The organism is Marivirga aurantiaca, from assembly GCF_016679925.1.
Lineage (GTDB): Bacteria > Bacteroidota > Bacteroidia > Cytophagales > Cyclobacteriaceae > Marivirga > Marivirga aurantiaca.
Window position 1 is genome coordinate 162,282 of the sequence record NZ_JAEQBW010000004.1, and the last position, 25,849, is coordinate 188,130.

A 25,849-nucleotide genomic window follows, 5' to 3' on the forward strand; every position below is an offset into this window, starting at 1 on the left:
TAAGTTTTCACTATGAATGATTTGAACTTACTTATTTATCTAGGTTTATTTTTTTTGCTTAGTCAGGTATTTGGTAAAATCGCTAATTTCTTCAATGCCCCTCGTTTAGTGGGTTATTTAATTTCAGGAATTGTTTTTGGACCTTATGTGCTAAAGGTGTTTGATGAGCAACTGGTAGAACAGATGGATTTGTTTACAGAAATGGCTTTGGCAATTATAGCTTTTTCTATAGGTGCATCCTTAAGGCTAGAAAAAATCAAAAGCAATAAAAAGGTTATTCTTGGTATAACTTTAACACAGGCATTACTTTGTACAGTAATTGTGGCCATTACATTATTTGCAGTTTTATATTTCTTTTATCCCTATAAATCAGTTAATGAAATCTTAAGCATTTGTGTGATTTTGGGTGCAATATCAGCAGCAACAGCCCCTGCTGCTGTTTTGAGTCTTATTCACGAATATAAGGCGAAAGGGAATTTAACTACTGTACTACTGGGAATTATTGCTCTCGATGATGCCATTACATTGATCTTTTATTCTTTTGCTTTATCGATTGCTCAAGTTCTAGTAACGGATTCAACTTTTAATCTCCAGTCAGGATTATTAGAGCCCCTCTTGTCTACCTTTTATGCTATTGCGTTTGGCCTTCTGATTGGAATAATAATGAAATATGTAATAAAGTATTTCCCGGGAGAAGATATTTTATTAGGTGTTATATTAGGAGCTGTATTTTTTATAGCTGGAATTGCTCAAAAATTTGATTTTTCTCACTTGTTACCTATCATGGTTTTTGCTTTTTACCTTGAAAATTTTGCGCAGGTAGATTTGGCTAAAAAAGCTTATAAAGCTATAGATAAAATAGAAGAACCTATTTTAGGAGTATTTTTTCTACTTGCAGGTGCACATCTCGATCTTTCAAAGGCAGGTTCTGCCGGTATATTAGTTCTTGTGGTTTTTATTGCCAGGGCTATAAGTAAATATGGAGGGACAAGATTAGCTGCTAATTTCACCAATGCGCATATAAATGTGAAAAAATACACAGGTTTAGCTTTATTGCCTTCTGCGGGAGTAGCAATAGGGTTGATACTCGAGGCACAGGGTAAATTGGGGAGTGAAATACCCGCTTTAGCTAACCTCATGTTAAGCATAGTGATAGGTAAAACGTTGATTAATGAATTGATTTCTCCATTCTTTGTGCGATATGCATTTAAAAAAGCAGGGGAAATTTCTCAGGAATAGCTGATTATGAACTTCTGTTTATTTCAAAAAAAAGAGGCCTTAAAGCCTCTTTTCCACTAGCAGCGTATTTTTTTAATGAGCTACCTGGCTCAGCACATTTTTAGCTTCCCTTACCATCTGGTTCACGTAGCCCCATTCATTGTCGTACCAACTCATTACCTTTACCAGGTCACCTCCTACTACCTGTGTCATGCTCATGTCCACTATAGAAGCTCGTGAGTCCCCGATTATATCAGAGGAAACCAATTCATCTTCAGAAGCTCCCATAATTCCTTTATAGCGTTCAGTTTGGGCTTCCTCTCTAAAAATTTCATTAATTTCTTCTACCGTTGTTTCTTTCTCCATTACCATATTAATATCTGCAATGGAACCCACTACTACAGGCCCTCTGATGGCTGCTCCATCAAATATACCTTCCATCTGTGGTAAGGCTTTGGCGGTTGCCTGTGCTGCCCCGGTAGAAGTAGGCACAAAATTGGCTCCTGCAGCACGACCTCTTCTGGCTTTTTTATGCGGTCCATCCACCAGGCTTTGGCTTGAAGTATAAGCGTGAATAGTTGTCATATTGGCTTTCTTGATGCCAATTCTTCTTGAGAGAATTTCTACAACAGGAGAAATGCAATTGGTGGTGCAGCTTGCACAAGAAATAATATCCCCTTCTTCTTCACCGGAGTTCACACCAAAAACAATCGTTTTAATGTCATCACTCTTAGCAGGGGCAGATAAAATTACCTTTTTAGCTCCCGCCTTTAAGTGCTTTTCAAGATCTTCCCTATTGGTAAAAACTCCTGAGCATTCAAAAACCAGTTCAACTTCAAAATCTTTCCAGGGAATTTCCGCAGGATTTTTTTGATTCAATACCGGATATTCCTGCCCGTCTATAATCAATTTATCATCCTTTGCTTCTACAGTTTTATGATACTTACCATAAGCCGTATCATATCTGAGTAAATAAGCGAGATTATCAGCAGGCACCAAATCATTAATTGCAACCAATTTTAAATCATCGCTTTCAAGGATTACTTTTAGGGCTGCTCTACCTATCCGGCCGAGTCCGTTTATTGCCACATTTGTCATAAAAAATATATTTTAAGGTGAAAAAAGTATGTAGCGGTTAAGACGGATTAAGGACTTTAATACCCATTAAAACTTCTTACCTCTAATTTAAGATTACGTGACTCATGAGAGAGGGATGGTAATATTTGGCAAAAATTACAGCTAAATATTAAGCCGCTTATCTTTTTGGATAGAAGTGTTCAGGGGAATAGTTTTCAATAGAAAAGAGAACAAAATTTTCCTAACCAACTGATTGGTTGGACAACATAGTAGTGAAGGGTTGCCACTTGTCTAAAGAATGTAAGTGACTCCCCATTTTCTACCTAATCAAAATGTATTCTTGCTTTCGAACAGTATTATCTAAATGTTTAGACGGCTGTCTGACCCAGCACGTTTTTAGCTTTGCTTACTATCTGGCTTATATAACCCCACTCGTTATCATACCAGCTCATGGCTTTTTTTGCCCCGGCTTTACAGTGCTTTTGGATATTTTTCCTAAGGGAGAAAACTTCTGAGCAGTCAAATACTAAATCAATTTCCAATTCTTTCCAGGGTAAATCTTCCGGGTTTTTTTCATTAAACACCAGATATTCCTTTCCATCAATATGGAGTTTATTGTTCTTCAATTGAACGTTTGTATGATGGCGACCACTGGGAGTGTCGTATTTTAAAAGAAATTCAAGATCATCAGGAGGGTCAGCGTCATTTACTGCTACAAGGTTTAGATCATCGTTTGCAAGAATAATTTTTAAGGCGGCCCTCCCGGTCCGGCCTAATCCGTTTATTGCTACATTTTTCATAAAAATAATTGTTAGGTTAAAAAATATATTTAACAGAGAAAGCAAGTTTTTAGGCCTCTAAAGGCACAACAAATAAATTTTATCTCTGTATATAATTGTATACGTCAGTTAATAAAAACGGATGATATTTTAATTAATTAATCCGTTAGAATTATGGAAATAATTACATTTTTGAATTGCTAGAAAGCATTTTTCAATAACTCCTTTACGGCCTTAGACACTTTTGGTTGAGGTATTTTTTTAAAAGCTAAATTTTTTTTGATGAGCAATTATATTCGATTTTTCAGTGATTTAAGAAACCGGGATACTGCAGAAGTAGGGGGTAAAAACGCCTCTCTTGGTGAAATGATTAGTCAGTTAGGTGCAAAAGGGATAAGAATTCCTGCAGGATTTGCCACCACCGCTCAAGCCTATTGGGATTTTCTGGAACATAACGGGCTGAGGGAAAAGCTTACTTCTAAGCTTGACGAATTAGATAAGGAAACATTTAAGAATCTTAGAAGGACTGGTAAAGATATAAGGCAGCTCATATTGAAAGGAGAATTTCCGGATGAATTGGCAGAGAGCATCACGCAAGCTTACAATCAATTGGAAGAACAGGAGGAGTCATTAACAAGTGTGGCCGTACGGAGCAGCGCAACAGCAGAAGATTTACCGGAAGCTTCTTTTGCAGGCCAGCATGACTCATTTATGAATATTACCGGGCCAGAACAAACCGTGGAGGCCTGTAAAAAATGTTTTGCTTCCCTCTTTACTGATAGAGCTATCCGCTACCGTGAGCATAATGGTTTTGACCATATGAAAGTAGCCCTTTCTGCGGGGGTACAAAAAATGGTGCGTTCAGATTTGGCATGTGCGGGAGTAGGCTTTACAATTTTACCTGATAGTGGATATGAAAAAGTATTGTTTCTGACAGGCTCCTGGGGGCTTGGAGACAATGTAGTGCAGGGAGCCGTAAATGCAGATGAATTTTATGTATTTAAAGAATCGCTGAAAAAAGGTATGCGCTCCATCATTTCAAAAAAACTGGGGAGTAAGGGAAAAACCATGGTTTATGCTTCAGGCAAGAAAGGTGATGAGACAACCACCAATAAAAAGACTCCCGCAAAAAAGCAACATCAATTTGTTTTGACCGATAATGAAATAGTACAATTAGCTACTTGGTCTTTGGAGATAGAGGAGTTGTATGGACGGGCAATGGATATAGAGTGGGCAAAAGATGGAGAAAGTGGTGAATTGTATATTGTTCAGGCCCGTCCTGAAACTGTTCATTCAGGAAAAGATAAATCCACCATTAAAGAGTATAGGTTAAATGGTGATGGTAAAGTGCTTACTAGCGGCACCGGAATTGGGGATAAAATCACCAAAGGAGTTAGTCGTATATTGAGTTCACCGGACGAATCGGATAAGTTGCAGGAAGGCGATGTGTTAGTTACCGAAATGACCAATCCGGATTGGGACAATGTAATGAAAAAAGCCTCAGCCATTATCACCAATAGTGGAGGAAGAACCAGCCATGCGGCTATAGTAGCCCGCGAATTAGGAGCGGTTGCAGTTGTTGGTACAGAAAATGCCACTGAAACAATAAAGGACGGGCAGAAAATCACAGTTTCCAGTGCAGAAGGAAATGTGGGTAGAATTTATGATGGATTTTTGGAATGGGAAGAGGAGGAAATTGACTTCAGTAAACATGGAGAGCCAAAAACAGAAGTGATGCTCATATTGGGAGACCCTGATCTTGCTTATAGTTATAGCAATTACCCTGTAAAAGGTGTTGGATTGATGCGCCTGGAATTTGTGATTAACAATGCCATCCAAATTCACCCATTGGCTTTAAGGTATTTTGATCAATTAAAAGATAAAGAGGCTAAAAAGAAGATTAAAGAACTTACTGCCTCCCATGAAAAGAAAGATTTGTTTTTTGTTGAAAAACTGGCAGAAGGTGTGGCCACTATTGCTGCTGCTTTTTATCCACGGGATGTAATAGTAAGAATGAGCGATTTCAAATCCAATGAGTATGCGAACCTGATAGGCGGAAAAGAATTTGAGCCTGATGAAGAAAATCCTATGCTGGGGTTCAGAGGCGCCTCCAGGTACTACAGTGAAGAATATAAGGATGGCTTTCAGATGGAATGTGAAGCCATGAAAATAGTGAGAGATGAAATGGGCTTTACCAATGTAAAGCTGATGATCCCTTTCTGTCGCACAGTCGAAGAAGGGAGAAAAGTGATAAACCTGATGGGCGATTTCGGTTTAAAGCAAGGATGGAATGATCTGGAAATTTATGTAATGTGTGAAATTCCTTCCAATGTGCTTCAGGCAGAAGAGTTTGCGGAAGTATTTGATGGCTTTTCTATTGGATCGAATGACCTTACACAATTGACTTTGGGGCTTGATCGTGATTCTGCACTAGTAAGTAAGTTGTTTGATGAGAAGAATTCATCTGCCAAACAAATGATCAGTATGGTCATTGAACGCGCTAAAAAGAAAGATCGAAAAATAGGTTTGTGTGGACAGGCGCCAAGTGATTTTCCAGACTTCACCCAATTTTTAGTAGAACAGGGAATTGACAGTATCTCCTTTAATCCGGATGCAGTAGCAAAAGGATTAAAAAATATATTGGAAGCAGAAAAAAGCAAGTAAATACTTTTTCCATGCTAATGTTACCAATAAACATTAGCTGTAACCCATCCACAATAATTCAACTATAATGGAAATTGATCAAAAATACTCATATCACAGTATAGAAATTGATGAGGCAATTGAAAAAGTATCAGGCAAAAAAGAAGGGCTTTCCTCTGATGAAGCCAAAAAGAGACAGGAAGAGTTTGGTGAAAATAAGTTGCCTGAAAAAGGAGGCACTAATGCATTTAAACTTTTTATAAAGCAGTTCAAAGATTTTCTCATCCTGATTCTATTTATTGCGGCCGGTGTTGCATTTTGGGCCGATCAGATGGCGGATGTTTATATTATTCTGGCAGTGATATTATTTAATGCCATTATGGGCTTTACCCAGGAATATAAGGCGGAAAAAGCTATTGAGGCTATTAAAAGTCTTCAACAAAAATTTGCCATTGTAGTGCGAGATGGTAAAGAACAGGAAATACCAGCTGAAGACGTAGTTCCCGGTGATATAATTCTTTTAAAAGAAGGTAATACAATTCCTGCTGACGGGCGCTTGATTGAAGCCCATGAATTACGTACTGCCGAAGCTTCATTGACTGGCGAGTCTATGCCTGTTGATAAAAATACTGAGCCTGCAGAAGAAGATGCGCCTATTGGAGACAGAATAAATATGGCATGGAAAAGCACCAATGTAGTTAATGGAAAAGGCAAGGCTGTAGTTACTGCCATTGGGAATAATACTGAAATTGGAAAAATAGCCAAATCCATGGGCGAAATGGAGATGCAGGATTCCAATTTTAAAAAGAAGACAAGTTTATTAGGTAAACAAATGGCAGTTATCGCCATCATTACCGCTGTCGTAATTTTTTCCCTTGGCTATTGGGTGCATGGAGATGAGTTTCAGGAAATTTTGTTGGTAACCATCGCTGTATTGGTATCTACCATTCCGGAAGGTTTACCGGCAGTAATCTCAATAGTGTTGGCAATTGGGGCTAACAGAATGGCCAAGCAAAATGCTTTAATCAGGGAATTCACAGCTACCGAAATGATGGGTTCTGTTTCAGTAATATTAGCGGATAAAACAGGTACTCTCACCCAAAGCATATTGGTGATCAAGAAAATATTCACCGGAAGCGGAAAAGAATTAGCTGTCACAGGCACAGGATATCAGCTGGAAGGTAAATTTAAAGATAATGGAAATGAATTTAACTTAAAGGACAACCCTGTTGAAAGTAAGCTTTTGGCTATAGCCGCTTTTTGTAATGATGCGCATATTAAAGAAGGTGACGGAAAAGAAGAAAATGATCAGCATGAGAAAAAACCTGACTCAGGAAATGAGCAAGATAAACCTTCTGCTAAAGAACAAAAAAATGGAAAGGAGGAAACTTCCAAATCTGACGGGCACGATAAAAATAAAAAATCCGGGGAGATAAAAACAGAAGAGGATAAAGAGAAACAGGAAAAATCTTCTGTTGATTCTGATGAAAGAGATAAAGGAAAACAGCAAAACGATATGGAAAGAAAGGAGAAAGAAGAAGAACAAAAGAAAAAGGTGGATCAGAAAAGTGAATCCGGTAAAGAGAAAGAAGCACAAAAAGATAAAGCTGAAACTAAATCAGGAGAAACTGATGCAGGTAAAAAGGAAAAGGATCAGGACATAGATGTTGATGTAGAAGTGGAGCCGGATAAAGTAAAAATTGATGTCAGCGTGAAATCTAAAAAGAAAAACACTAATGAGGAAGACGAAGAAATAGAGGAGGAGGAAGAAGAAGAGGAAGAAATAGAAGAGGAGGAAGAGGATGATGATAATGATAATGAAGAGGGACCTGAGATAGCAGGCGACCCTACTGAAGCGGCCATGCTTGTAGTGGGAAAGAAAGCAAAAGTGAAAGAAACTGAGCCTTTTAACCAATACAAACTTTTAGATGATTTACCTTTTAAATCGGAACAGAAATTTCGGGCTTCTTTGGTAGATACAGAAGAAGGGCCGGAAATATTTGCAATAGGGGCACCGGAAAGGATATTGGAGTTAAGCACCCAATACCTCACTCCTGAAGGGCCAAAGGATCTTACAGATGAAAAAAGAGAGGAAATAGATGGCAAAATGGATCAATGGGCAGGTGAAGCTATGCGGGTATTGGCTCTTGGCTATAAAAAAGCGGAAGGGAAAGAAAATATTTCACCGGGTGATGTAAAAGACATAGTATGGGTAGGTATAACCGGTATTATTGATCCTCCGAGAGAAGGAGTGCCAGAATCGATTAAAGAGTGTAAATCCGCAGGAATACGTGTGATAATGGTAACCGGAGACCATAAAAAAACTGCTGCCGCCATTGCCGAAGATGTGGGTATACTGGAAAGCAAAGAAGAAAAAGAAGATGATAAACATCCACCATCTATAACAACAAAAGAGTTGGATGTAGACGATGAAGAGTTTGATAATTATATTGAGAATATAAATGTATTTGCCAGGATGAATCCTGGTACTAAACTCCGTATTGCGGAAAGGCTTCAGGCTAAAGATACCTTAATTGCTATGACAGGAGATGGAGTAAATGATGCTCCTGCTTTAAAGCGGGCAGATGTGGGCATTGCAATGGGAATCCGTGGTACAGATGTGGCTAAAGATGCCTCTGAAATTGTATTGCAGGATGATAATTTCAGTAGTATTGTTAATGCCATCAGAGAAGGGCGAATAGTATTTAACAACGTAAAAATCACGAGCTATTTCCTGCTTACTACCAATTTTGCCTTTGCAATAGCCTATATTTTCGGAATGTCTATTGGTTGGCCCTTGCTTTTTACAGCGGCACAAATCCTCTATGTGAATTTAATTACAGATGGTATAATGGATGTAGCCCTGGCAACGGAGCCCGGGCATGGCGATATCATGAACCAACCACCAGTAAAGAAAAGCGAGAAAATCCTTAAATGGGATGTAGTGCCTTACATTCTTGTGGTCTCCTTGGTAATGGTGACACTTACTTTGTTGACTTTTCAATATTATTTACCTCAGGGAGAAGTAATGGCCAGAACAGGTGCATTTATTGTGGTTTCTTCCACCCAGTTATTTAATGCCTATAATTTGAGATCACTCAGGCTTTCAGTTTTTGAAATAGGAGTATTTACAAATAAATGGGTAAACATGGCATTTCTTGCAGCAATAGTACTCCAAATCGTAGTAGTAAAAGTGCCGGCTATAAGAGATTTTATGAAATTTGAAGATTTACCTGTTTTGGATTTGGCCATACTGATCATAATGTCAGTGTTGATTTTAGCTGCCGGAGAATTATACAAATACCTAAAATTTAAGAAAAACCTATTTTAATGATGATGAAAGCTACTGTTTATAATATTTCGCCCTACGAAAGACCATTCTTTCAAGCTCAGGACATCTCTGGTTTAACTTTATTCTATAAAGAAGAAAGATTGACCAAAGACACTGTTTCACTGGCCGATGGCAGTGAAGCGGTTGTGATATTCACCAATGATGAAGCTTCTGCCGAAGTACTGGAAGCACTGAAAAATGTAGGAGTAAAGCACGTTGCTACACGCACGATGGGCATGGATCATATTGATACTGAAAAAGCCAAAGAACTTGGAATAAAAGTGGCCAATGTGCCGGATTATTCCCCTTATTCAGTGGCTGAACATAGCATATCTTTAATGCTGGCCCTTAACCGCAAACTGGTAATTGCCAACAGAAAAATCAGGGAGAATGATTTCAGGTTAAATGGACTTGTTGGGTTTGATATGCATGGTAAAACTGTCGGGATTTTAGGAGCAGGTGATATTGGTGAGGTGAGCGCCAAAATTCTGCATGGTTTCGGTTGCAAATTGCTCATTTATGATATCAAAGAAAATGATGAATTGAAAGAGAAATACGGTGCCCGCTATGTGGAGATTGATAAACTTTGTGAACAATCAGATATTATATCTATTCATGCTCCACTTACGGATGACACTCATCATTTGATTGATCATGATAAAATCAACAAGATGAAAAAAGGAGTAATGATTATCAATGTTGCCAGAGGCGCTATCTGTAAAACAGAGGCACTTATTGAGGGGCTGAAAAGTAGAAAAATTGGCTATTTGGGCATGGATGTGTATGAGCATGAACAGGGCCTATTCTTTGAGGACCATTCTTCCGATATTATTCAGGACGATCTTTTTGTGCGCTTGACAGGCTTTAAAAATGTGCTGATTACTGCTCATCAGGCTTTTCTTACTCATGAAGCCCTGAAAGATAATATACAATCTACTATTCGGAATTTAAAAGCCTGGGCTGATGGAGAAGCATCAGAAAATGAGTTAGAGTAACTGTGTTTTTCTTAAGTTTAGGAAATGAAAACAGTTATTCTTTTAAAACGGTATATTAAAGACTTAGTTTATGGTGCAAATGATGGAATTGTCACCACTTTTGCCATAGTTGCCAGTATTGAGGGTGCTGAGCTAGGCACAGCTGCTATACTTATAGTAGGTTTTGCTTCTTTGTTTGCTGATGGGTTTTCTATGGCTTCTTCAAATTTTTTATCAAATAAAGCTGAAAACGCAAGAAAAGCTAATAATGGAATAGCATCTAATACGGAAAAAGAAAATCCTAAGATAGCAGCCTTATTTACTTTTATAGCATTTGTTTTAATAGGCCTTATCCCTTTAATTCCTTATTTTTTTAAAACAGACAATTATAATACCTTCCTGTTGTCATGTATTGCTACTGCCATAGCTTTATTTGGATCAGGAGCATTAAGAACAAAAGCCACAGGTGGCAGTGCCTTAAGAGCGGGGACTGAAATGTTATTAATAGGAGGGTCAGCAGCCTCGGTAGCTTATTTTATTGGAAACTTTCTCGAACAATGGAAGTAAAGTTCGCTAAATACTGTTGCTTTAACCGGCCAACAACCTTTCATCAGGAATATGACCAAATACCTGGTGAGATAAATCGATTAGCTCATCGTCAAAAATCATTTTGTAAGCAGGATCATCCACATAATGTTTCCATCTGTCCAAAACTTTCATATTACCAGCCCTGTTCTCAAATTTTAGTCCGTCAAATGAGCTACCACCTGCTACATCACTTACTTCATGAAAGCCATTATCAGTAAAAGCAAGGCCTAATTGAATAGCAATGTTTTGTCTGTATTCAGGATCAAAAACCCATAAATTATAGTTAATAACTATTTTTTTTTGTTGAAGATGTCGTTTTAATCCTAATGCCTCTCGTGCATGTTGTTTCCAAATACGTCTGGCAGTTAATGGCGTAACTTGAGCACCCGGTTTTTTTTCCTTGTAGAGGCCGGACCTGATACGGCTTGCAAAAAGGTTAAAAGGATCCCTTAAGATTAGAATATCCAGGCGGTTTTCAGAAGGCCCCACAAAAGCATCATGTTGCTCTTCAAAGGTTTTGTGATTGAGCATGCTAAGAAAGCAATCTTCATAGCTGTGGATGAGATAATCTTTTTTTGAAAAATTTCTGACTTTTTCCGCTTCTAAATCAAATCCATTATAATTTGCCCTGTAAGTTGCTTCCTGATGTAAGGGGCGTGCAGTATAAAAAGGGTTAGTCTTGGGTTCTGCACAATTCAGGAAGCAGTAGCGACCATTTAATTGCTGAATTATCCAGTTGATGATGGCATGGTTCCCACTTCGGGACATGCCCACCACCCTCAGTTCATTTTTGTTTACAATATCGTTTGTTGGTACAGTCTCTACTTTCTTACTGTTCATGTGTTTTGATGAATTTTCAGTTGTTGATGATCATTCCTAACAGTGCCAAAACACTATCAAGAGAGGCCTTAGATTAGAAATACAAGGCTTAAATTAAAGTATGCCAACAGTATAAAATCCCTAACGGTTCACAAATTTATGAAAAGTGCTTTGCTCCCCATTTTCCTTTTTTTCCTGATACAGTAAAGCCAATTCCCTCGCTTCAAAAACATCAAAAAATTTATCCCATGGAATGGGTTTAAACTCTTCATTATTATCACTTTCTTTTGGGAAATGTATGCGTAATACTCCTACATTGTCGCTTTCCGTACCCTTAATAATAGCAGGTTGTCCATCACGGGCATCTGCCCATTTTTTAATGGTATTGCGGTCGGTTGTTTGTTTTGATTCACTCATAACGGTTCTGTTAGTTTTTTTATATAAATTGTTACGAGCCGATTAGCCTTTGGTTTGAGCCACTATTCCTTAAATTTTAGAATGCCTGATCAGCACCTCAAAAATTAATCAGTTTAAGATAATAAAACCTATGTTCATTTCTGCAACCGCGGCCTTAGCTTAAGCGTTTTTTTGATTAGGGAAAGCAGATGATTGCTCACCTGATTTTTTTAAATGAAAAACTGGTATTAGACAGTTATTTTTTAATCTATAATAAATTATAATGAGTATTCTTCAAGGTGGAGTGCCTAAGTGCGGAAATTTCTGGCTTTACCAGATTATTCAGCAGATTCTTACAAGGTCTGGCAGAAGTACAACCAGTTACATTGAACAACAACCTATTTATAAACTGGCTAAAGAGTGGGATTTGAATTTCCCCGACCAGGCAAGAATTGATGTGCTTCAGATTACAGACCTGCAAGTCAGCTATAGAATCAGCAGTATTTTTAAAATGCCTGTTGAAAACCTCCAGGATTATGTCAGGCAGGCACCTCATGTTTGGACACATTCCCCTGTTTGTAAAAAGAGCGGAGAGGTGCTGGATCAATTTGACAAAAAGATTTACATCATAAGAGACCCTCGGGACAGAGCTATTTCAGCATCTGAATATTATTGTTCTCCTTATATGCTAAAGTACTTTCCTCAGGAAGAAACCGATCCGGAAAAATACCTACAGAAAAACTTTTCAAAGCTGATGCATGATTGGGTGTGGCATGTTTATGATCATTTGAGGCTAAGTAAGGAATTCAACATTCATATCACCTATTTTGAGATGTTTTTGCATGATTTCTCGCAAGAACTCAATCACTTACTGGATTACCTGAACATTGAATTAAACCAGAATGAAAAAGAAGCAATCGAAAAGGCAGTGAGTTTTGCTAAACTTAAAGAGGAAAATCCTCAACACCTGAAAAAAGGAACATCAGGTTACTGGAAAGAAATATTAACAGAAGAGCAAAAAGAAGAATCTGAAATTATAGCCGGCCCTTTATTGCGCTATTTAAATTATAATATTGATGGCAAGCAGCTTATGAATACGGGAACAATTCCCGCCCATGATGATTTTGAATTGCTGAAAGAGGAACTCATTCTATCGCAGGAACAACTTTATCATTCCTGAAATTTTTATTACCAAACGCCCAGTTGCCTGCCTATAGCTTTTATTTGTCCTATAGTATAAGCATTATGATGTAAGTTGGTTAATGCTGCAAAGTAAATAGTTTTCCCATTTTCCTGAATTTCGAATAATTGAGTTTCAGGTTTTTTGACCAGGCTGATCATCTCTTTTAAATCTTTTTCAAAGGAGTTGATGGCATTTAACCATGCCTGCTCGTTTTCAGGAACAGGATTTTCAGGCCAGTATGCATTAGGCCATAGCTCCTGCTTCTTAGGGTGCTTGATGAAATCCAACATGATATGCTGTCTGTGTCTCATATGTTCCAATAATGACCATACAGAGAAAGGCAAGCCATCCATCACTATACCTGATTTGTGATAGTCAAACTCACGCAGTAAATTAACAACCGGAGCAAAGCCCCCTTTTAGCATTTCAGCAAGCTGCGCTTTTATAATATGAATGTCGGAATTGTAAGCTGGCACACTTGATTGGTTAATAGTATTTTTAAACACCTGATCTCTTATGTTTGGCTGTATAGAAAGGAAAGATTGTCAGGAGCATCATTAGTAAATAACTTAAAAGAGCTCCTGACGATCACATATGTTTAAAGATTAAAGAAATTTGGTACTACTTGTACGCCCAGATCGTGTGTACTACCCGCTGGAGGCTCAACAAACCCTCTTATCACTAACGTATAAACCCTGCCGGAAATAAAGTTGACGTTGGAAACAGTAGTGACTACCTCATTAGTAACAGCATTTCTTATTTCAAATGAAGTTTGGCCGGCATTAATTTCCTCAAAACCGGAAATATCACGATAAGTCATATTTTCAAATAATTGGGTATCAGTTCCTGTATAAGTTAAATTAACTACCGGTGCATCTGGAGAAGCATGCAAAATACGAAGTAGCACATTGTCATTATCTTCAGTCCTAATATCATCATGCACCACTAATGCTTCCCGATCTCCTGTCTGACCTGTGATAAAAACAGAATAGAGGCTATCCGGTTCAAGTGAAATCTCAGTTTCCAGCACGGTATTGGCCGCATTAAAGGGAGTAAATCTTAAAACTCTTTCTCCAGTATAAAACCTTAAATAACCTGTATGATCTGTATAATCAAATGCATTATAATTGATCCTGTTGTTATCCACATAAATATCCAGTGCCGATCCATCAGGAGAACCATTATATAATGATACATAAGAAATAGGAACCGGATCTACATCTGTTACGTCATCATCATTATCACATGCAGTAAAAATTCCTAGTGATAGTACAAAAAATAAAAGCCAGCTAAAATGGACTAGTGATAATTTCCGAGTATTATTTTCGTGATATTTCATAGCGTTAAAAAATTTTAGAAATAGTTAAAAAAATAGCTTATAATCAAAATTTAGGCCTTTTCGCCTCTTAAGGTGATGACGTTAGATATAAATAGAATGTTTACTTAATTCTAAATTTTTTATGAAAAGAGAAAGTCTATAGGGAAGAGTCTGAATGTCACAAAAGTGTATTGAATAAAGCTGGGAATCCCGATTTAAATAGTAGCATTTTTCTTGATATTTATCAGCTTGAAATAAACCTACCTTATTGTAAGGCGTTAATTTTAAATACATAAGGAGCTATATTAATTGCTTTAGTAAATGCCTGTTTTCTGAATTAAATAATAATCTCATGATAGATCTTTTGCAGGTTAAGCAAAATATTAGCTGTACTTACTCTTTTTAAATATTTCGTTTATGGCAAACAACGAGAATGCAGAGAATTACGAAGTAGAGAATTTGGAATGGCTGGAATCTTTACGCTATGTTTTAGAAAATGAGCCTGAAGAAAGGGTTCAGGAATTGTTAGAATTGCTACGAAATGAAGCCGAGAGACATGGCACCTCATTTATACAGCCATTCAATACTCCCTATATAAATACTATTCCGGCCGAAGAAGAAATGGCTTATCCGGGAGATTTAGAGATAGAGAAAAAATTATTGGGCATGATTCGCTGGAATGCCATGGCCATGGTAGTGAAAGCCAATAAAGAAGATGAAGGTATTGGAGGGCATATTTCTACCTATGCTTCAATTGCCAACCTGTGGGAAGTAGGCTTCAATCATTTTTTTAAAGTACATGAAAATGAAAAATCAGATATCATTTATTTTCAAGGTCATGCTTCACCTGGTGTTTATGCAAGGGCATTTTTGGAAGGCAGGCTTACTGAAGAGCAATTACTGAACTTTCGTCATGAGTTAAGATCGGAAAAAGGACTTACTTCTTACCCCCACCCACATCTGATGCCTGATTTCTGGAGCTTCCCTACTGTTTCTATGGGGCTTTCACCCATTATGGCCATTTATCAGGCAAGGTTTAATAAATATCTTAAAAACAGAGGGTTAATTGATGAAGATAAGCAAAAGGTATGGACATTTTTAGGAGACGGGGAAATGGATGAGCCTGAATCAACGGGAGCCTTGAGAATTGCAGCAAGGGATAAACTTGACAACCTGATTTTTGTGGTGAATTGTAATCTGCAAAGGTTGGATGGCCCTGTGGTGGGCAATGGTAAAGTAATTCAGGAATTGGAAGCACTATTTAAAGGAGCAGGCTGGAATGTAATCAAAGTTTTATGGGGGCGTGATTGGGATCCCCTTTTTAACCAGGATGAAAAAGGTAAAATAATTAAGCAGTTAAATGAAATTCCTGACGGGCAGCTACAGAAATTGGCCTATTCAGATGGCGACTATATCCGAGATGAATTTTTTGGAAAAGATGAAGAGCTTAAAGAACTCGTAAGCAATTATTCCGATAGAGAATTGCAAAGGTTGAAACGAGGAGGACATGACCCGGTAAAAATATATAATGCTTATCGTACAGCCACTGAGCATAAAGGCCAGCCTACTGTTATTCTTGCACAAACTATTAAAGGCTATGGGCAAGGAGATGCCGGAGAGGCCAGCAATGTGACCCATCAGCAGAAAAAATTAGATAAAGAAGCATTGAGACATTTCAGGGATCGCTTTAAAGTAGCTATTTCTGATGAGGATTTAGAAGAAATTCCTTTTGTGAAGCCTGATAAGGGAAGTATAGAAATGAAATACCTACTTCAAAAAAGACAGGAAGCAGGAGGGAACATTCCTCAAAGGAAGGATAAAAGTGACAGGATTAAAGAACCTGATGAAGCCATTTTTGAAGATTTTCTTAAAGGATCAGGTGATGAAGAAGCTGCCACTACGATGGTGATGATTCAGCTTTTGGGCAAATTACTGAAAGATGATAATATAGGTAAACTGGTTATTCCTATTATTCCCGATGAATCCCGCACTTTTGGGATGGAATCATTATTCCGGCAGGTGGGAATTTATGCTTCCGGTGGCCAGCAATATGAGCCTGTAGACAAGGAAAGCCTGTTATACTACAGGGAAGCAAAAGATGGCGCTATATTGGAAGAAGGGATAACCGAGGCAGGTTGTATAAGTGAATTTATTGCTGCGGGCACCGCCAATTATACCCATGGAATAAACACCATTCCCTTCTATTTTTTCTATTCTATGTTTGGCTTTCAAAGAATTGGAGACCTGATATGGGCAGCAGCGGATGCAGGTGCCAAAGGTTTCCTGATCGGAGGTATTTCAGGCCGGGCCAGTATGCCGGGGGAAGGTTTGCAGCACCAGGATGGCCAAAGCCATGCCTATGCTATGGCATTCCCTAGATTAATGGCTTATGATCCTGCCTTTGCCTTTGAATTAGCAGTTATTGTTCAGGATGGCATTAAGAGGATGTATGTGGAAAAGGAAAATATCTTTTACTACATCACTGTCGGGAATGACACCTATAAAATGCCCGAAATGCCTGATGAGGAAAATAGAAAAGGAATTTTGAAAGGGATGTACAGATTTAGAAAATCTTCTAATAAGAAACGAAAAAGGAAAGCGCATCTTTTTGGGAGTGGAGCCATTATGACGCAGGTATTAAAAGCAGCTGATTTGCTTGAAGAAGAATATAAGGTATCAGCTGATGTATGGAGCATCACAAGCTACAAAGCTTTATATGATGATGCCATTGATGTAGAAAGGAAAAACAGACTTCATGCGCAACTCAATGAACAACCAAATTATATTCAGGAATGCCTGCAAGAGGAGGAAGGAGTATTTATAGCGGTTTCCGATTATTTGAAGGTTTTGCCTGAGTCCATTGATAAATGGTTTCCGGGGAAATTAACAGCATTGGGTACTGATGGCTTTGGCCGCAGTGACAACAGAGAACATTTGCGTGAATTTTTTGAAGTAGACTATCATCATATTGCTTTTGCAGCTCTTTACGATTTGGCGGGAAAGGGACAACTGGAACTGGAAGAATTAAAGCAAGCAGCAAAAGATTTAGGAATTGATCCTGACAAAGCTAATCCGAGGGCTTCCTGATTTATAAAATTTTTTAAGACTAAAATATTATGGCTAAAGAAGTGAAATTACCGGAAATATCAGAAGGAGTTGAATCAGCATCCGTAGCAGAAGTATTGGTTTCTGAAGGAGATACTATTGAAAAAGAACAATCAATTATAGCGGTAGAAACTGATAAAGCATCTGTAGAAGTGCCTTCATCTGATAGTGGAAAAGTAAAAGAAATAAAGGTTAAAGATGGTGATGAAGTGAAAGTTGGAGATGTGCTTTTGATCCTGGAGGATAGTGAAGACGGAGAAGAGGAGAAAAAGGCCGATAAGGAAGAGAAAGGGACAGAAGAGAAAAAAGATAAAGCCAAAGTGGAAAAAGAAGAATCCGGAGAGAAGGAAGAAAAGCAAGAGGAAAAGAAAGCTAAGAAAGACGAAGACGAGAAGGAAGAAAAATCTGCTCAAAAGAAAGAAAAAGAAGAGCCTGAAGAACAAAAAGCATCTAAAGAAAAGGAAAGTAAAAAGCCTGAAGCTAAAGGAGAAAAAGAAGCTGACGAAAAAGAAAGCAAAGACGAAAAGCAGAGAGAAAAAGAAGGTGAACAGGTAGAAGTACCGGCTTCCCCGTCAGTTAGGAGATTGGCCAGGGAATTGGGTGTGGATATCCATAACACTGAAGGCAGTGGTACTGGTGATAGAATTACCGAAGAAGATGTAAAATCTGCTGCTAAACAGTGGCAAAGCAAAGGAAAGAAAGGCGGAGGGTTTGTTCAGGAGAAACTGCCGGATTTCAGTCAGTGGGGCTCTGTGGAAAGAGAATCACTTTCAGGTATCAGAATGACAACGGCTAAAAATGTGACTGCTTCATGGCAGACAATTCCGCATGTGTTCCAGTTTGATGAAGCGGATATTTCAGGCATTGAAGAATATATCGAAAAGAACAGAAAGAAAGTGGGGGAAGCGGGAGGAAAACTTACTATTACGGCAATCTTGCTGAAGATAACGGCTAATGCATTGCAACAATTCCCGAAATTCAATGCCAGTATTGATGTTGAAAATGAGGAAGCAATTCTCAAAAATTATATAAATATTGGCATAGCCGTAGATACTGAAAAAGGACTTTTAGTACCTGTAATCCGTGATGTGGATAAAAAAACTATTGTTGAATTAGCCTTAGAAATTACAGAAATATCAGAAAAAGCCCGTGAGCAAAAACTTTCTCCTGAAGATATGCAAGGCGGTAATTTCTCCATATCTAATTTGGGAGGAATAGGAGGCACTAATTTCACTCCTATTGTTTACCATCCTCAGGTAGCCATATTAGGCGTGTCCAGGGCCGAGACTAAAGCTGTTTTCATTGATGGAGATTTTGAACCGCGAAGTATACTGCCCTTAAGCTTGTCCTATGATCATAGATTAATAGATGGGGCAGAAGGCGCTGCTTTTCTCCGATGGGTAGGCAATGCCCTGGAAGATCCATACAAAGCCTTATTGGGAGCCTGATGTTTTTATTTAATTAAAAAAACTATGACCAAAGAAGATAAAAAAGAACTGGTAATAATCGGTGCTGGCCCCGGAGGATATGGAGCAGCTTTCAGGGCAGCTGATTTAGGATTGAAAGTAACATTAATTGATCCGGAAGTAAATCCAGGAGGCGTTTGCCTTTATCGCGGATGCATTCCTACAAAAGCATTATTGTATGTGGTCAATACAATGCATGAAGCGGAAAGAGCTTCTGAATATGGTTTGGCGTATGATAAACCAGATGTTGATGTGGGGAAAATGATTAAATGGAAAAATAAAGTTGTCAGCAAACTAACAAAAGGCTTAGGTCAGTTAACCAAAAACAGGAACATTGAATATATTAGGGGTACAGCTAAGTTTAAATCCGAAGAAAAGCTGACTGTAGCAACACATGATGGAGAAGAATTGACCCTAGGTTTTAAAAACGTTATTTTAGCTACAGGCTCCAGTCCTATGGAATTGCCTAATATTAAAATTGACCATGATGTTATTATAGATTCCACTGATTTGTTGGAAAGAAATCAAATTCCTGAAAGCATGCTGGTGATAGGAGGAGGGTATATTGGTCTGGAGCTTGGAAGTGTATATGCAGCTTTGGACTGTAAAGTGTCAGTAGCTGAAATGACTTCAAATTTTCTACCCGGTACAGATACAGATTTAATTGAAGTATTTAAAAAGGAGAATAAAGAGCTGTTTGATGCAGTTTATTTTGAGACTACAGTGGAAGAAATTTCAGTTAAAGATGGGAAAGCAGTAGTGAATTTTAAGAACGGTGAGGGAAACCAACAGAAGGAATATGATAAAGTTTTAGTGGCAGTAGGAAGAAAGCCTAGTTCAGATAAATTAAATTTAGAGGGGATTGGAGTAAAAACTGATGAGAATGGATATTTACTGGTAGATGATCAGCGAAGGACAAGTGTTGGCAATGTTTATGCAATTGGAGATTTGACTGGAGATCCCTTACTGGCTCACAAAGCCACACATGAAGGAAGACTTGTAGCGGAAGTAATTGCCGGTGAAAGCGGTGCAACTTATGCACCTAAAGCAATTCCGGGAGTGGTGTTCACCCATCCTGAAATGGCATGGTGTGGATTGTCGGAAATACAGGCCGAAGAAAGAGGCAGAGAGGTTAAAGTAGCGAAATATCCCTGGTCAGCTTCAGGAAGGGCTACGGCAATTGGTGCAACAAATGGATTGACCAAATTGATATTTGATCCTGAAACAGGTCGAATATTAGGAGGTGCTGTGGCTGGGAAAGGAGCCGGAAAATTGATCGCAGAAATTGCTCTGGCCATAGAAATGGCTTCTACTGCTGAGGACCTGGCTTTAACTATACACCCACACCCAACTCTTTCTGAAACCATTATGGAATCTGCTGAAATGTTTCTGGGAGGAGCCACTCATTACTCTCCTTCTTAAACTGGTTTAATAAAAGTAATTTCTTCTAAAAAGAGGGATAAGATTTAGCTAGTAAGTTTAATAAATAGTAATTAGATTGTATCCAGCATCTTTTTCAAAATCATGCCGTCTATAATTAATAGGCAAAATGCCAATCATGCTCTTTTTTAGACTCTGTTTAAAATGGCTATGGTGGATAGAATTGATGATTAAAGTAGAATGGATTTTTTAAAAAAAACCAACAACCTTCTTCTTTTTATAATTCTAATATTGACTGTATTATATTTAGGGGCGTCCTTTCTAATCCCATTTGCTTTTGCCATATTTTTAGCCATGCTGATGACACCCTTTTCCAACCTTATGGAAAAAGTTAAAATCAACAGGGTCATATCTTCATTCTTAAGTACCTGCGTTATTTTTATAGCGATAGGAGGTGTTTTTTTTCTAATCTCTTTTCAAATGGATGGATTAATGAATGACCTGCCTGCTATCAGAGAGAAAATGAATTCAATTATTCAAGCTACTCAGAATCAAATTACTTCTTTAACAGGTGTTAGCCTTGAAGAACAGAAAAGTATGATGGAAAATAGATCAGACGAAATACTAAAAACAATTGAATTTCACCTGACTAGGTTCTTAGGGGGTACGGTGGGTGTATTAGGTAACTTCTTGTTGATATTGGTGTATCTCTTTTTACTTCTCCTTTACAGAAAAAAATTTCCTAAGTTCATTATGATGTTTGTGGAAGAAGAAAATAGAAGAAATACTAAATTTATAGTCAGAGAGATCAGTAAAGTATCCTATCAATATTTATTGGGAAGAGTAAAGGTGATGTCGATTTTGGCTATCCTTTATTATATCACATTTTTAATTTTCGGACTCCCTTTTGCTATTTTATTAACCGTTTTTGGTGCTTTAGTTACTGTTATACCTTATATAGGACCTTTAATAAGTGGGGTACTTCCAATACTTTTTGCTGTCTTTTATTTAGACAGCACTTATACAATTATTTTATTTACAGCAATTGTATTGATAGTTCAGTTGATAGAAAGCTATATATTGGAACCTGTTATTATTGGAAATGAAGTAAAGCTAAATCCATTGATAGAAATTATTGCTGTTATATTAGGCGGTTTTTTCTGGGGTATTTCCGGTATGATTTTGTTTGTGCCAATATTTGCTGCCATGAATATCATTTTCAGCCACAATTCAAAACTTAAGCCATTAGGTTACTTATTCGGGCATTCCAAATAATGAAAGGCTCGCTACTATTGAATCCTCTTTTATAGTATTCTTACTCACTATCCCTTATAATAAGACGGGCATCTGCTATAAGCGCTCCTTTTTGCAATCCAAAAACAGGATTGATATCTATTTCTTTTATTTGAGGAAAATCCTTTACCAGCTGGGAAAGGCGAAGTAAATAATCAGCCAGTGCTTCTTTATCAATGGCAGGCCTTCCTCTCATTCCTTCAAGAATTTTTTTGGTGCGGATTCCTTCTATCATATCCATAGCCTCCTGCTTATCTAAGGGCACTCTGCGAAAGCTTACATCTTTTAGTAGTTCAACAAATATTCCGCCTAAACCAAACATGAGTAAATGACCATAATTTTCATTATATCTGGCACCGATAATAAGTTCGACTCCTTCCTTTTGCATTTTCTGAAGCAATATTCCTTTTATGTCGGCTTCTGGTTTTATATTATTTACACCCTTATGAATGTTGTCATAAGCCTGCATTAGATCTTCCTCATTATTAATATGGGTAACAACCCCATTATTTCCACTTTTATGGATTACATCCTCCGAAACAACTTTTGCTACCATTGGGAAACCAATTGATCCAGCTAATTTTTGCGCTTCTTCTTTATTTTTGGCTACATCATAGTCAGCTATTTTCAAGCCATAATCACTAAAGACTTTATAAGCTTCGGGCTCTGTCAGAAATTTGTTTTCCCGTTTTTGTCCTTTCCGAATTAGCTTTTCAGTTTGTGTTTTATCAATCTGAAAATCCTGCTTGCTTTCTTCCTTTGGCTTTGTTTTCATCTTTTGGTATTTAACCGCTGCCGCACAAGCATCAACCGCATGGTTACCAAACTGGTAATAAGGCACTTTTTTTTCGATGAGTATATCTTTCACTTTTGATTCGGGAGCAAAATCAGCAAAAACAGCCACTATCATTTTGCCACTTTGCTTTGCCTTTTCAGCATATTTGCCAATAGTACGGGCTATTTCCTCCATATCTGTCATTAACTGAGGAGTGCAGAGCAAAAGCAGAATATCCATTTCCTGTGAGTCTATTAATATTTTTAAGGCTTTTTCATAACGGCTTTCATCGGCATCTCCCACTAAATCTATTGGATTATCACAACTTACAGTAGCAGGCATATCAGCTGATAACTCTTTTTGTAACTCTTCTGAGAGAGGAGGAACTTTTAAACCGACTTTTTCTGCAGCATCTGTTGTAATAATTCCGGGTCCTCCCGCATTGGTTATTATACACAACCTGTTACCCCGAGGTATTTGTTCAGTAGAAAATGCCTTGGCGGAATTCAACAGGCTTTCCAGGTTCGGCATACGAATAATACCATACTGATCAAAAAGGTGATCCAATACTTCATCGCTTTCAGTTAAAGCGCCTGTATGAGAAGCAGCAGCTCTTTTGCCACTCTCACTTCCCCCTGATTTTAAAACCAGCAGCGGCTTACCCGGCACTTGTTTTCTCAGTTTCTCAGCAAGGGCAAAGAATTTTGGGGCATTTTTAAAATCTTCCAGATAGGCAATAATCACTTTAGTTTGCTCATCTTCCATATAAGCTTCCAACAAGTCATTTTCATTACTCACAGCTTTATTACCTAAAGAAGCAAATTTGGCAAAACTTACCTGTGACTGAGCAGCGAATTCCAGTGCATAAACTCCCACAGCACCACTTTGGCTAATAAAAGAAATATTTCCTTCAGCAGAATTATGTTGAGCGAAAGTTCCGTTTAATTTAACTTCCCTATCAGTATTTATTACTCCAAGGCAGTTTGGGCCTAGTACAGCCATGCCATGCTTTTTGGCAATAGAGGTCAATTCGTCTTCTAATTCCGCACCTTCTTCATCTACCTCTTTAAAACCTGCAGAAATCACTATTGCAGCCTGAATGTCTCTTTGTGCACACTCCTCCATTGCAAGCACTACAGCATCGCGAGGAATTGCAATAAAAGCAAGATCTATCTTTTCCTTTATATCCTTTACAGAGGAGTAGCACCTGATCCCCATCACCTCTTCTGCCTTAGGATTAACAGGAAAAATCTGGCCATGAAAGTCGCTTTTTAGCAAATTTCGCAGTATACTTCTTCCCGGGCTTTCTTGTTTGCGAGAGGCTCCTATGATTGCTATGTTTGTAGGTTTGAATAATGCTTCAATAGAATGATTCATCAAAAAGATGATTATGAGTTAAAAAGATTCCAACCTTTATAAAACCACTAGTTGGTTATTGATCCCTTTTACGCCTTCCACATAAGCAACTTTATCAGCCGCTACTCTTTTTGAAATGAGATTTGATACACGTCCCCGTAGGTTTACTATGCCATTTCTTACTTCAACAATAATCTCTGCGGAATTAACAAGAGGACTTTTTTTAAGTGCGTTTTGTATACTCTCTGCAATCTTTTCATCCTTTAGTTCATTTGTCCACACTACGTTCAACTTATTGTTTACATCAACTATTCCGGAAATGCTAAAAGCTGTATTTTCAGCTACTCTCCTTTTCCAAAAGGCATCAACAGAACCCTCCATTGTGATTACACCTTTTTGGACCGTTACAGTAATTTTGGAGGAGTCAATGCGGGGATCCCATTGTAGCATATTTTCAATAGAGGATTTTATTTCACTGTCAGATAATACATAGGTTTCTTCAGGATAAGTTACCATTATGTTATTTTCTACAACGTATACACCTGGTGTGGCTAATGCATCTTCTTCGGCTGATAGTTTTTCATAATAAGAAGGCACCATTCCCGATAAAGTAACTTTGGAGCCAGACACTTTTATTTCAATATCAGAGGATAGAATTCTGTTGTCTTCAGCCAACTGGTCCCTTATCATTTTTTCTTTGGTTTCTTTTACAACGGCCATAGTTTTTTAAATTAAAAGGTTCGACTTATTAAAGGAATTAACGGTTTCTGAGGGCAAGGGTGTTTCAATACTAAAGTAAATTTTTCTTCACTTTTTAATTTGTGGTCGAAATGTAATAATTCATATATTTTTCGTTTTTAGAAACTACTCGTATATTTCAGCTTCAAGTAACAAAATGGTCAACCCTTCGGAAAATCCCTTTTTAGGGAGTGCATCTTCAATTTATCAGAGTAAATCTGCTCTTAAATGGGTGGCATTAGTATTTTCTCTGATTATAGGTATTGCCTCGGTATTTTATACCAACAGCATAGTGGAAGAATTGAAGGAAAGAGAAGAGCGTTATATTGACCTCTATGCTAAGACATTGGAATACACTATCAATCCAGATAACAGTGATAACCTTATTTTTATTTATCAGGAAATTGTAGCACCAAATAATTCGATTCCTATCATTGTTGTAGATTCAGATGGTATGCCTACGGGGTATAGGAACATAAAGGTGGATAGTAGCAAACATAGTAATGAACAAATTAAATCAATTTTTGAGAAGGAATTGAAAATAATGGAACAGGAATATGAACCCATTGTACTTTATGATTCCAATTCTGAGGTGACACGTGATTTGTACTATGTCTATTATCGAAATTCTGACTTGATTTATAGATTGAGATACTATCCCTACATACAGCTATCGGTTATTGCAGCCTTTGTTTTTTTCGGTTATGTAGCTTTTAGTTATTCCAGAAGAGCAGAACAAAACCAGGTTTGGGTAGGCTTAGCCAAAGAAACCGCACATCAGTTGGGCACTCCCCTTTCCTCTTTAATGGCTTGGCTGGAAATTATGAAAATTGATGATGACCTGAAAGATAAGGAGGTCACACAGGAATTGGAGAAAGACATAGACAAGCTTGAATTGATTACTTCCCGCTTTTCAAGTATTGGTTCTGTCCCTGTATTAACTGAGCAAAATATCTCAAAAGTAATAAGCTCCACAGTGTCTTATTTGCAGAAACGGGTTTCTAAAAAAGTAGATATATTTTTTGATTGCAAAGATGATCTATTGACTGCAGAAATTAATAAGCCCCTTTTTGATTGGGTAATAGAGAATCTTTGCAAAAATGCAATTGATGCTATGAGCGGGGAGGGCAAAATCACGATTATGCTTAAAGAGGGCAAGTATGGAGACGTTTTGCTTGATATAAGTGATACAGGTAAAGGCATACCTTCAGGGAAAATAAAAGAGATATTTCAGCCGGGTTTTTCTACTAAAAAAAGAGGTTGGGGTTTAGGGCTCACTTTAGCAAAACGTATTATAGAGAACTATCATAATGGAAGAATAAGTGTGAAGGAATCAATTGTTGATAAAGGCACAACTTTCAGGATTATCCTTAAAAAATAAATAAGAAGTACTATTCTTTTGAGACCATA

The 25,849-nt window shown here is 37.8% G+C and carries 19 protein-coding genes; 11 read left to right on the forward strand and 8 right to left on the reverse strand.

Features of this window, described 5'->3' with window-relative positions; translation table 11 throughout:
* The first annotated feature begins 12 nt into the window (after positions 1-12).
* Positions 13-1,239 (forward strand): cation:proton antiporter, encoded by a 1,227-nt coding sequence (locus tag JKA74_RS11040; protein ID WP_201431251.1) that lies wholly within the window; start codon positions 13-15, stop codon positions 1,237-1,239.
* 72 nt (positions 1,240-1,311) lie between these two features.
* Here the strand turns inward: JKA74_RS11040 and gap are convergent, their stop codons facing one another.
* Both gap and JKA74_RS11050 read right to left on the reverse strand, forming a co-directional pair.
* The gene (gene gap, locus JKA74_RS11045; RefSeq protein ID WP_201431252.1) at positions 1,312-2,316 is read right to left on the reverse strand and encodes a type I glyceraldehyde-3-phosphate dehydrogenase; all 1,005 of its coding nucleotides are present in this window, start codon (positions 2,314-2,316) and stop codon (positions 1,312-1,314) included.
* A gap of 347 nt (positions 2,317-2,663) precedes the next feature.
* Complete coding sequence (locus JKA74_RS11050; protein WP_201431253.1) at positions 2,664-3,095, reverse strand: glyceraldehyde 3-phosphate dehydrogenase NAD-binding domain-containing protein; 432 nt, start codon at positions 3,093-3,095, stop codon at positions 2,664-2,666.
* A gap of 261 nt (positions 3,096-3,356) precedes the next feature.
* Here JKA74_RS11050 and ppsA point away from each other — a divergent pair, with 261 nt between their 5' ends.
* The 4 genes from ppsA (at position 3,357) to JKA74_RS11070 (ending at position 10,589) form a co-directional block, all read left to right on the forward strand.
* On the forward strand, positions 3,357-5,738 hold the full coding sequence (gene ppsA, locus JKA74_RS11055; protein ID WP_201431254.1) for a phosphoenolpyruvate synthase: 2,382 nt from the start codon (positions 3,357-3,359) through the stop codon (positions 5,736-5,738).
* A gap of 67 nt (positions 5,739-5,805) precedes the next feature.
* Positions 5,806-9,048 carry a cation-translocating P-type ATPase gene (locus JKA74_RS11060; protein WP_201431255.1) on the forward strand — a complete coding sequence of 1,081 codons (3,243 nt, stop codon included), beginning with the start codon at positions 5,806-5,808 and terminating at the stop codon, positions 9,046-9,048.
* A complete protein-coding gene (locus JKA74_RS11065) occupies positions 9,048-10,043 on the forward strand; it encodes a 2-hydroxyacid dehydrogenase (protein WP_236587710.1) in 996 nt (331 codons plus the stop codon). The genes JKA74_RS11060 and JKA74_RS11065 overlap by 1 nt, the downstream gene beginning before the upstream one ends.
* A gap of 24 nt (positions 10,044-10,067) precedes the next feature.
* The gene (locus JKA74_RS11070) at positions 10,068-10,589 is read left to right on the forward strand and encodes a VIT1/CCC1 transporter family protein (RefSeq protein ID WP_201431256.1); all 522 of its coding nucleotides are present in this window, start codon (positions 10,068-10,070) and stop codon (positions 10,587-10,589) included.
* Positions 10,590-10,610: 21 nt separating this feature from the next.
* On the opposite strand, the gene JKA74_RS11075 is transcribed toward JKA74_RS11070, so the two are convergent.
* Together JKA74_RS11075 and JKA74_RS11080 are read right to left on the reverse strand one after the other, a co-directional pair.
* Positions 10,611-11,450, reverse strand: coding sequence for a hypothetical protein (locus JKA74_RS11075; RefSeq protein WP_201431257.1), 840 nt, complete (start codon positions 11,448-11,450; stop codon positions 10,611-10,613).
* Between the two features lie 120 nt (positions 11,451-11,570).
* Positions 11,571-11,846, reverse strand: coding sequence for a hypothetical protein (locus tag JKA74_RS11080; protein WP_201431258.1), 276 nt, complete (start codon positions 11,844-11,846; stop codon positions 11,571-11,573).
* 262 nt (positions 11,847-12,108) lie between these two features.
* Between JKA74_RS11080 and JKA74_RS11085 the strand changes: the two genes are divergently transcribed.
* Entirely contained in the window at positions 12,109-13,005 is an 897-nt protein-coding gene (locus tag JKA74_RS11085; protein ID WP_201431259.1) for a sulfotransferase domain-containing protein, read from the forward strand.
* A gap of 8 nt (positions 13,006-13,013) precedes the next feature.
* Here the strand turns inward: JKA74_RS11085 and JKA74_RS11090 are convergent, their stop codons facing one another.
* Both JKA74_RS11090 and JKA74_RS11095 read right to left on the reverse strand, forming a co-directional pair.
* Positions 13,014-13,484, reverse strand: coding sequence for a hypothetical protein (locus tag JKA74_RS11090; RefSeq protein ID WP_201431406.1), 471 nt, complete (start codon positions 13,482-13,484; stop codon positions 13,014-13,016).
* Positions 13,485-13,606: 122 nt separating this feature from the next.
* Positions 13,607-14,347 carry a DUF4397 domain-containing protein gene (locus tag JKA74_RS11095; protein WP_201431260.1) on the reverse strand — a complete coding sequence of 247 codons (741 nt, stop codon included), beginning with the start codon at positions 14,345-14,347 and terminating at the stop codon, positions 13,607-13,609.
* A 396-nt stretch (positions 14,348-14,743) separates the two neighbouring features.
* Between JKA74_RS11095 and aceE the strand changes: the two genes are divergently transcribed.
* The 4 genes from aceE to JKA74_RS11115 all read left to right on the forward strand — a co-directional run bounded on the left by aceE (position 14,744) and on the right by JKA74_RS11115 (position 21,552).
* Positions 14,744-17,413 carry a pyruvate dehydrogenase (acetyl-transferring), homodimeric type gene (gene aceE, locus JKA74_RS11100; RefSeq protein WP_201431261.1) on the forward strand — a complete coding sequence of 890 codons (2,670 nt, stop codon included), beginning with the start codon at positions 14,744-14,746 and terminating at the stop codon, positions 17,411-17,413.
* 29 nt (positions 17,414-17,442) lie between these two features.
* Positions 17,443-18,879 (forward strand): 2-oxo acid dehydrogenase subunit E2, encoded by a 1,437-nt coding sequence (locus tag JKA74_RS11105; RefSeq protein ID WP_201431262.1) that lies wholly within the window; start codon positions 17,443-17,445, stop codon positions 18,877-18,879.
* Positions 18,880-18,903: 24 nt separating this feature from the next.
* Positions 18,904-20,319 carry a dihydrolipoyl dehydrogenase gene (lpdA, locus tag JKA74_RS11110; protein WP_201431263.1) on the forward strand — a complete coding sequence of 472 codons (1,416 nt, stop codon included), beginning with the start codon at positions 18,904-18,906 and terminating at the stop codon, positions 20,317-20,319.
* A gap of 198 nt (positions 20,320-20,517) precedes the next feature.
* Positions 20,518-21,552 carry an AI-2E family transporter gene (locus JKA74_RS11115; protein ID WP_201431264.1) on the forward strand — a complete coding sequence of 345 codons (1,035 nt, stop codon included), beginning with the start codon at positions 20,518-20,520 and terminating at the stop codon, positions 21,550-21,552.
* Positions 21,553-21,592: 40 nt separating this feature from the next.
* Here the strand turns inward: JKA74_RS11115 and JKA74_RS11120 are convergent, their stop codons facing one another.
* Entirely contained in the window at positions 21,593-23,722 is a 2,130-nt protein-coding gene (locus JKA74_RS11120; protein WP_201431265.1) for an acetate--CoA ligase family protein, read from the reverse strand.
* Between the two features lie 36 nt (positions 23,723-23,758).
* Complete coding sequence (locus JKA74_RS11125; protein ID WP_201431266.1) at positions 23,759-24,421, reverse strand: BON domain-containing protein; 663 nt, start codon at positions 24,419-24,421, stop codon at positions 23,759-23,761.
* A gap of 250 nt (positions 24,422-24,671) precedes the next feature.
* Between JKA74_RS11125 and JKA74_RS11130 the strand changes: the two genes are divergently transcribed.
* Complete coding sequence (locus JKA74_RS11130) at positions 24,672-25,820, forward strand: HAMP domain-containing sensor histidine kinase (RefSeq protein WP_317193590.1); 1,149 nt, start codon at positions 24,672-24,674, stop codon at positions 25,818-25,820.
* The last annotated feature ends 29 nt before the right edge of the window (positions 25,821-25,849 follow it).

Bases quoted from the DNA above. Each gene is read 5' to 3' on its own strand.
- JKA74_RS11060 (WP_201431255.1), top strand. From the start codon at position 5,806: ATGGAAATTGATCAAAAATACTCATATCACAGTATAGAAATTGATGAG.
- JKA74_RS11120 (WP_201431265.1), bottom strand. From the start codon at position 23,722: ATGAATCATTCTATTGAAGCATTATTCAAACCTACAAACATAGCAATC.
- JKA74_RS11105 (WP_201431262.1), top strand. From the start codon at position 17,443: ATGGCTAAAGAAGTGAAATTACCGGAAATATCAGAAGGAGTTGAATCA.
- JKA74_RS11085 (WP_201431259.1), top strand. From the start codon at position 12,109: ATGAGTATTCTTCAAGGTGGAGTGCCTAAGTGCGGAAATTTCTGGCTT.
- JKA74_RS11125 (WP_201431266.1), bottom strand. From the start codon at position 24,421: ATGGCCGTTGTAAAAGAAACCAAAGAAAAAATGATAAGGGACCAGTTG.
- JKA74_RS11040 (WP_201431251.1), top strand. From the start codon at position 13: ATGAATGATTTGAACTTACTTATTTATCTAGGTTTATTTTTTTTGCTT.
- JKA74_RS11115 (WP_201431264.1), top strand. From the start codon at position 20,518: ATGGATTTTTTAAAAAAAACCAACAACCTTCTTCTTTTTATAATTCTA.
- JKA74_RS11065 (WP_236587710.1), top strand. From the start codon at position 9,048: ATGATGATGAAAGCTACTGTTTATAATATTTCGCCCTACGAAAGACCA.
- ppsA (WP_201431254.1), top strand. From the start codon at position 3,357: ATGAGCAATTATATTCGATTTTTCAGTGATTTAAGAAACCGGGATACT.
- JKA74_RS11095 (WP_201431260.1), bottom strand. From the start codon at position 14,347: ATGAAATATCACGAAAATAATACTCGGAAATTATCACTAGTCCATTTT.
- JKA74_RS11075 (WP_201431257.1), bottom strand. From the start codon at position 11,450: ATGAACAGTAAGAAAGTAGAGACTGTACCAACAAACGATATTGTAAAC.
- lpdA (WP_201431263.1), top strand. From the start codon at position 18,904: ATGACCAAAGAAGATAAAAAAGAACTGGTAATAATCGGTGCTGGCCCC.
- JKA74_RS11080 (WP_201431258.1), bottom strand. From the start codon at position 11,846: ATGAGTGAATCAAAACAAACAACCGACCGCAATACCATTAAAAAATGG.
- JKA74_RS11070 (WP_201431256.1), top strand. From the start codon at position 10,068: ATGAAAACAGTTATTCTTTTAAAACGGTATATTAAAGACTTAGTTTAT.
- gap (WP_201431252.1), bottom strand. From the start codon at position 2,316: ATGACAAATGTGGCAATAAACGGACTCGGCCGGATAGGTAGAGCAGCC.
- JKA74_RS11050 (WP_201431253.1), bottom strand. From the start codon at position 3,095: ATGAAAAATGTAGCAATAAACGGATTAGGCCGGACCGGGAGGGCCGCC.
- aceE (WP_201431261.1), top strand. From the start codon at position 14,744: ATGGCAAACAACGAGAATGCAGAGAATTACGAAGTAGAGAATTTGGAA.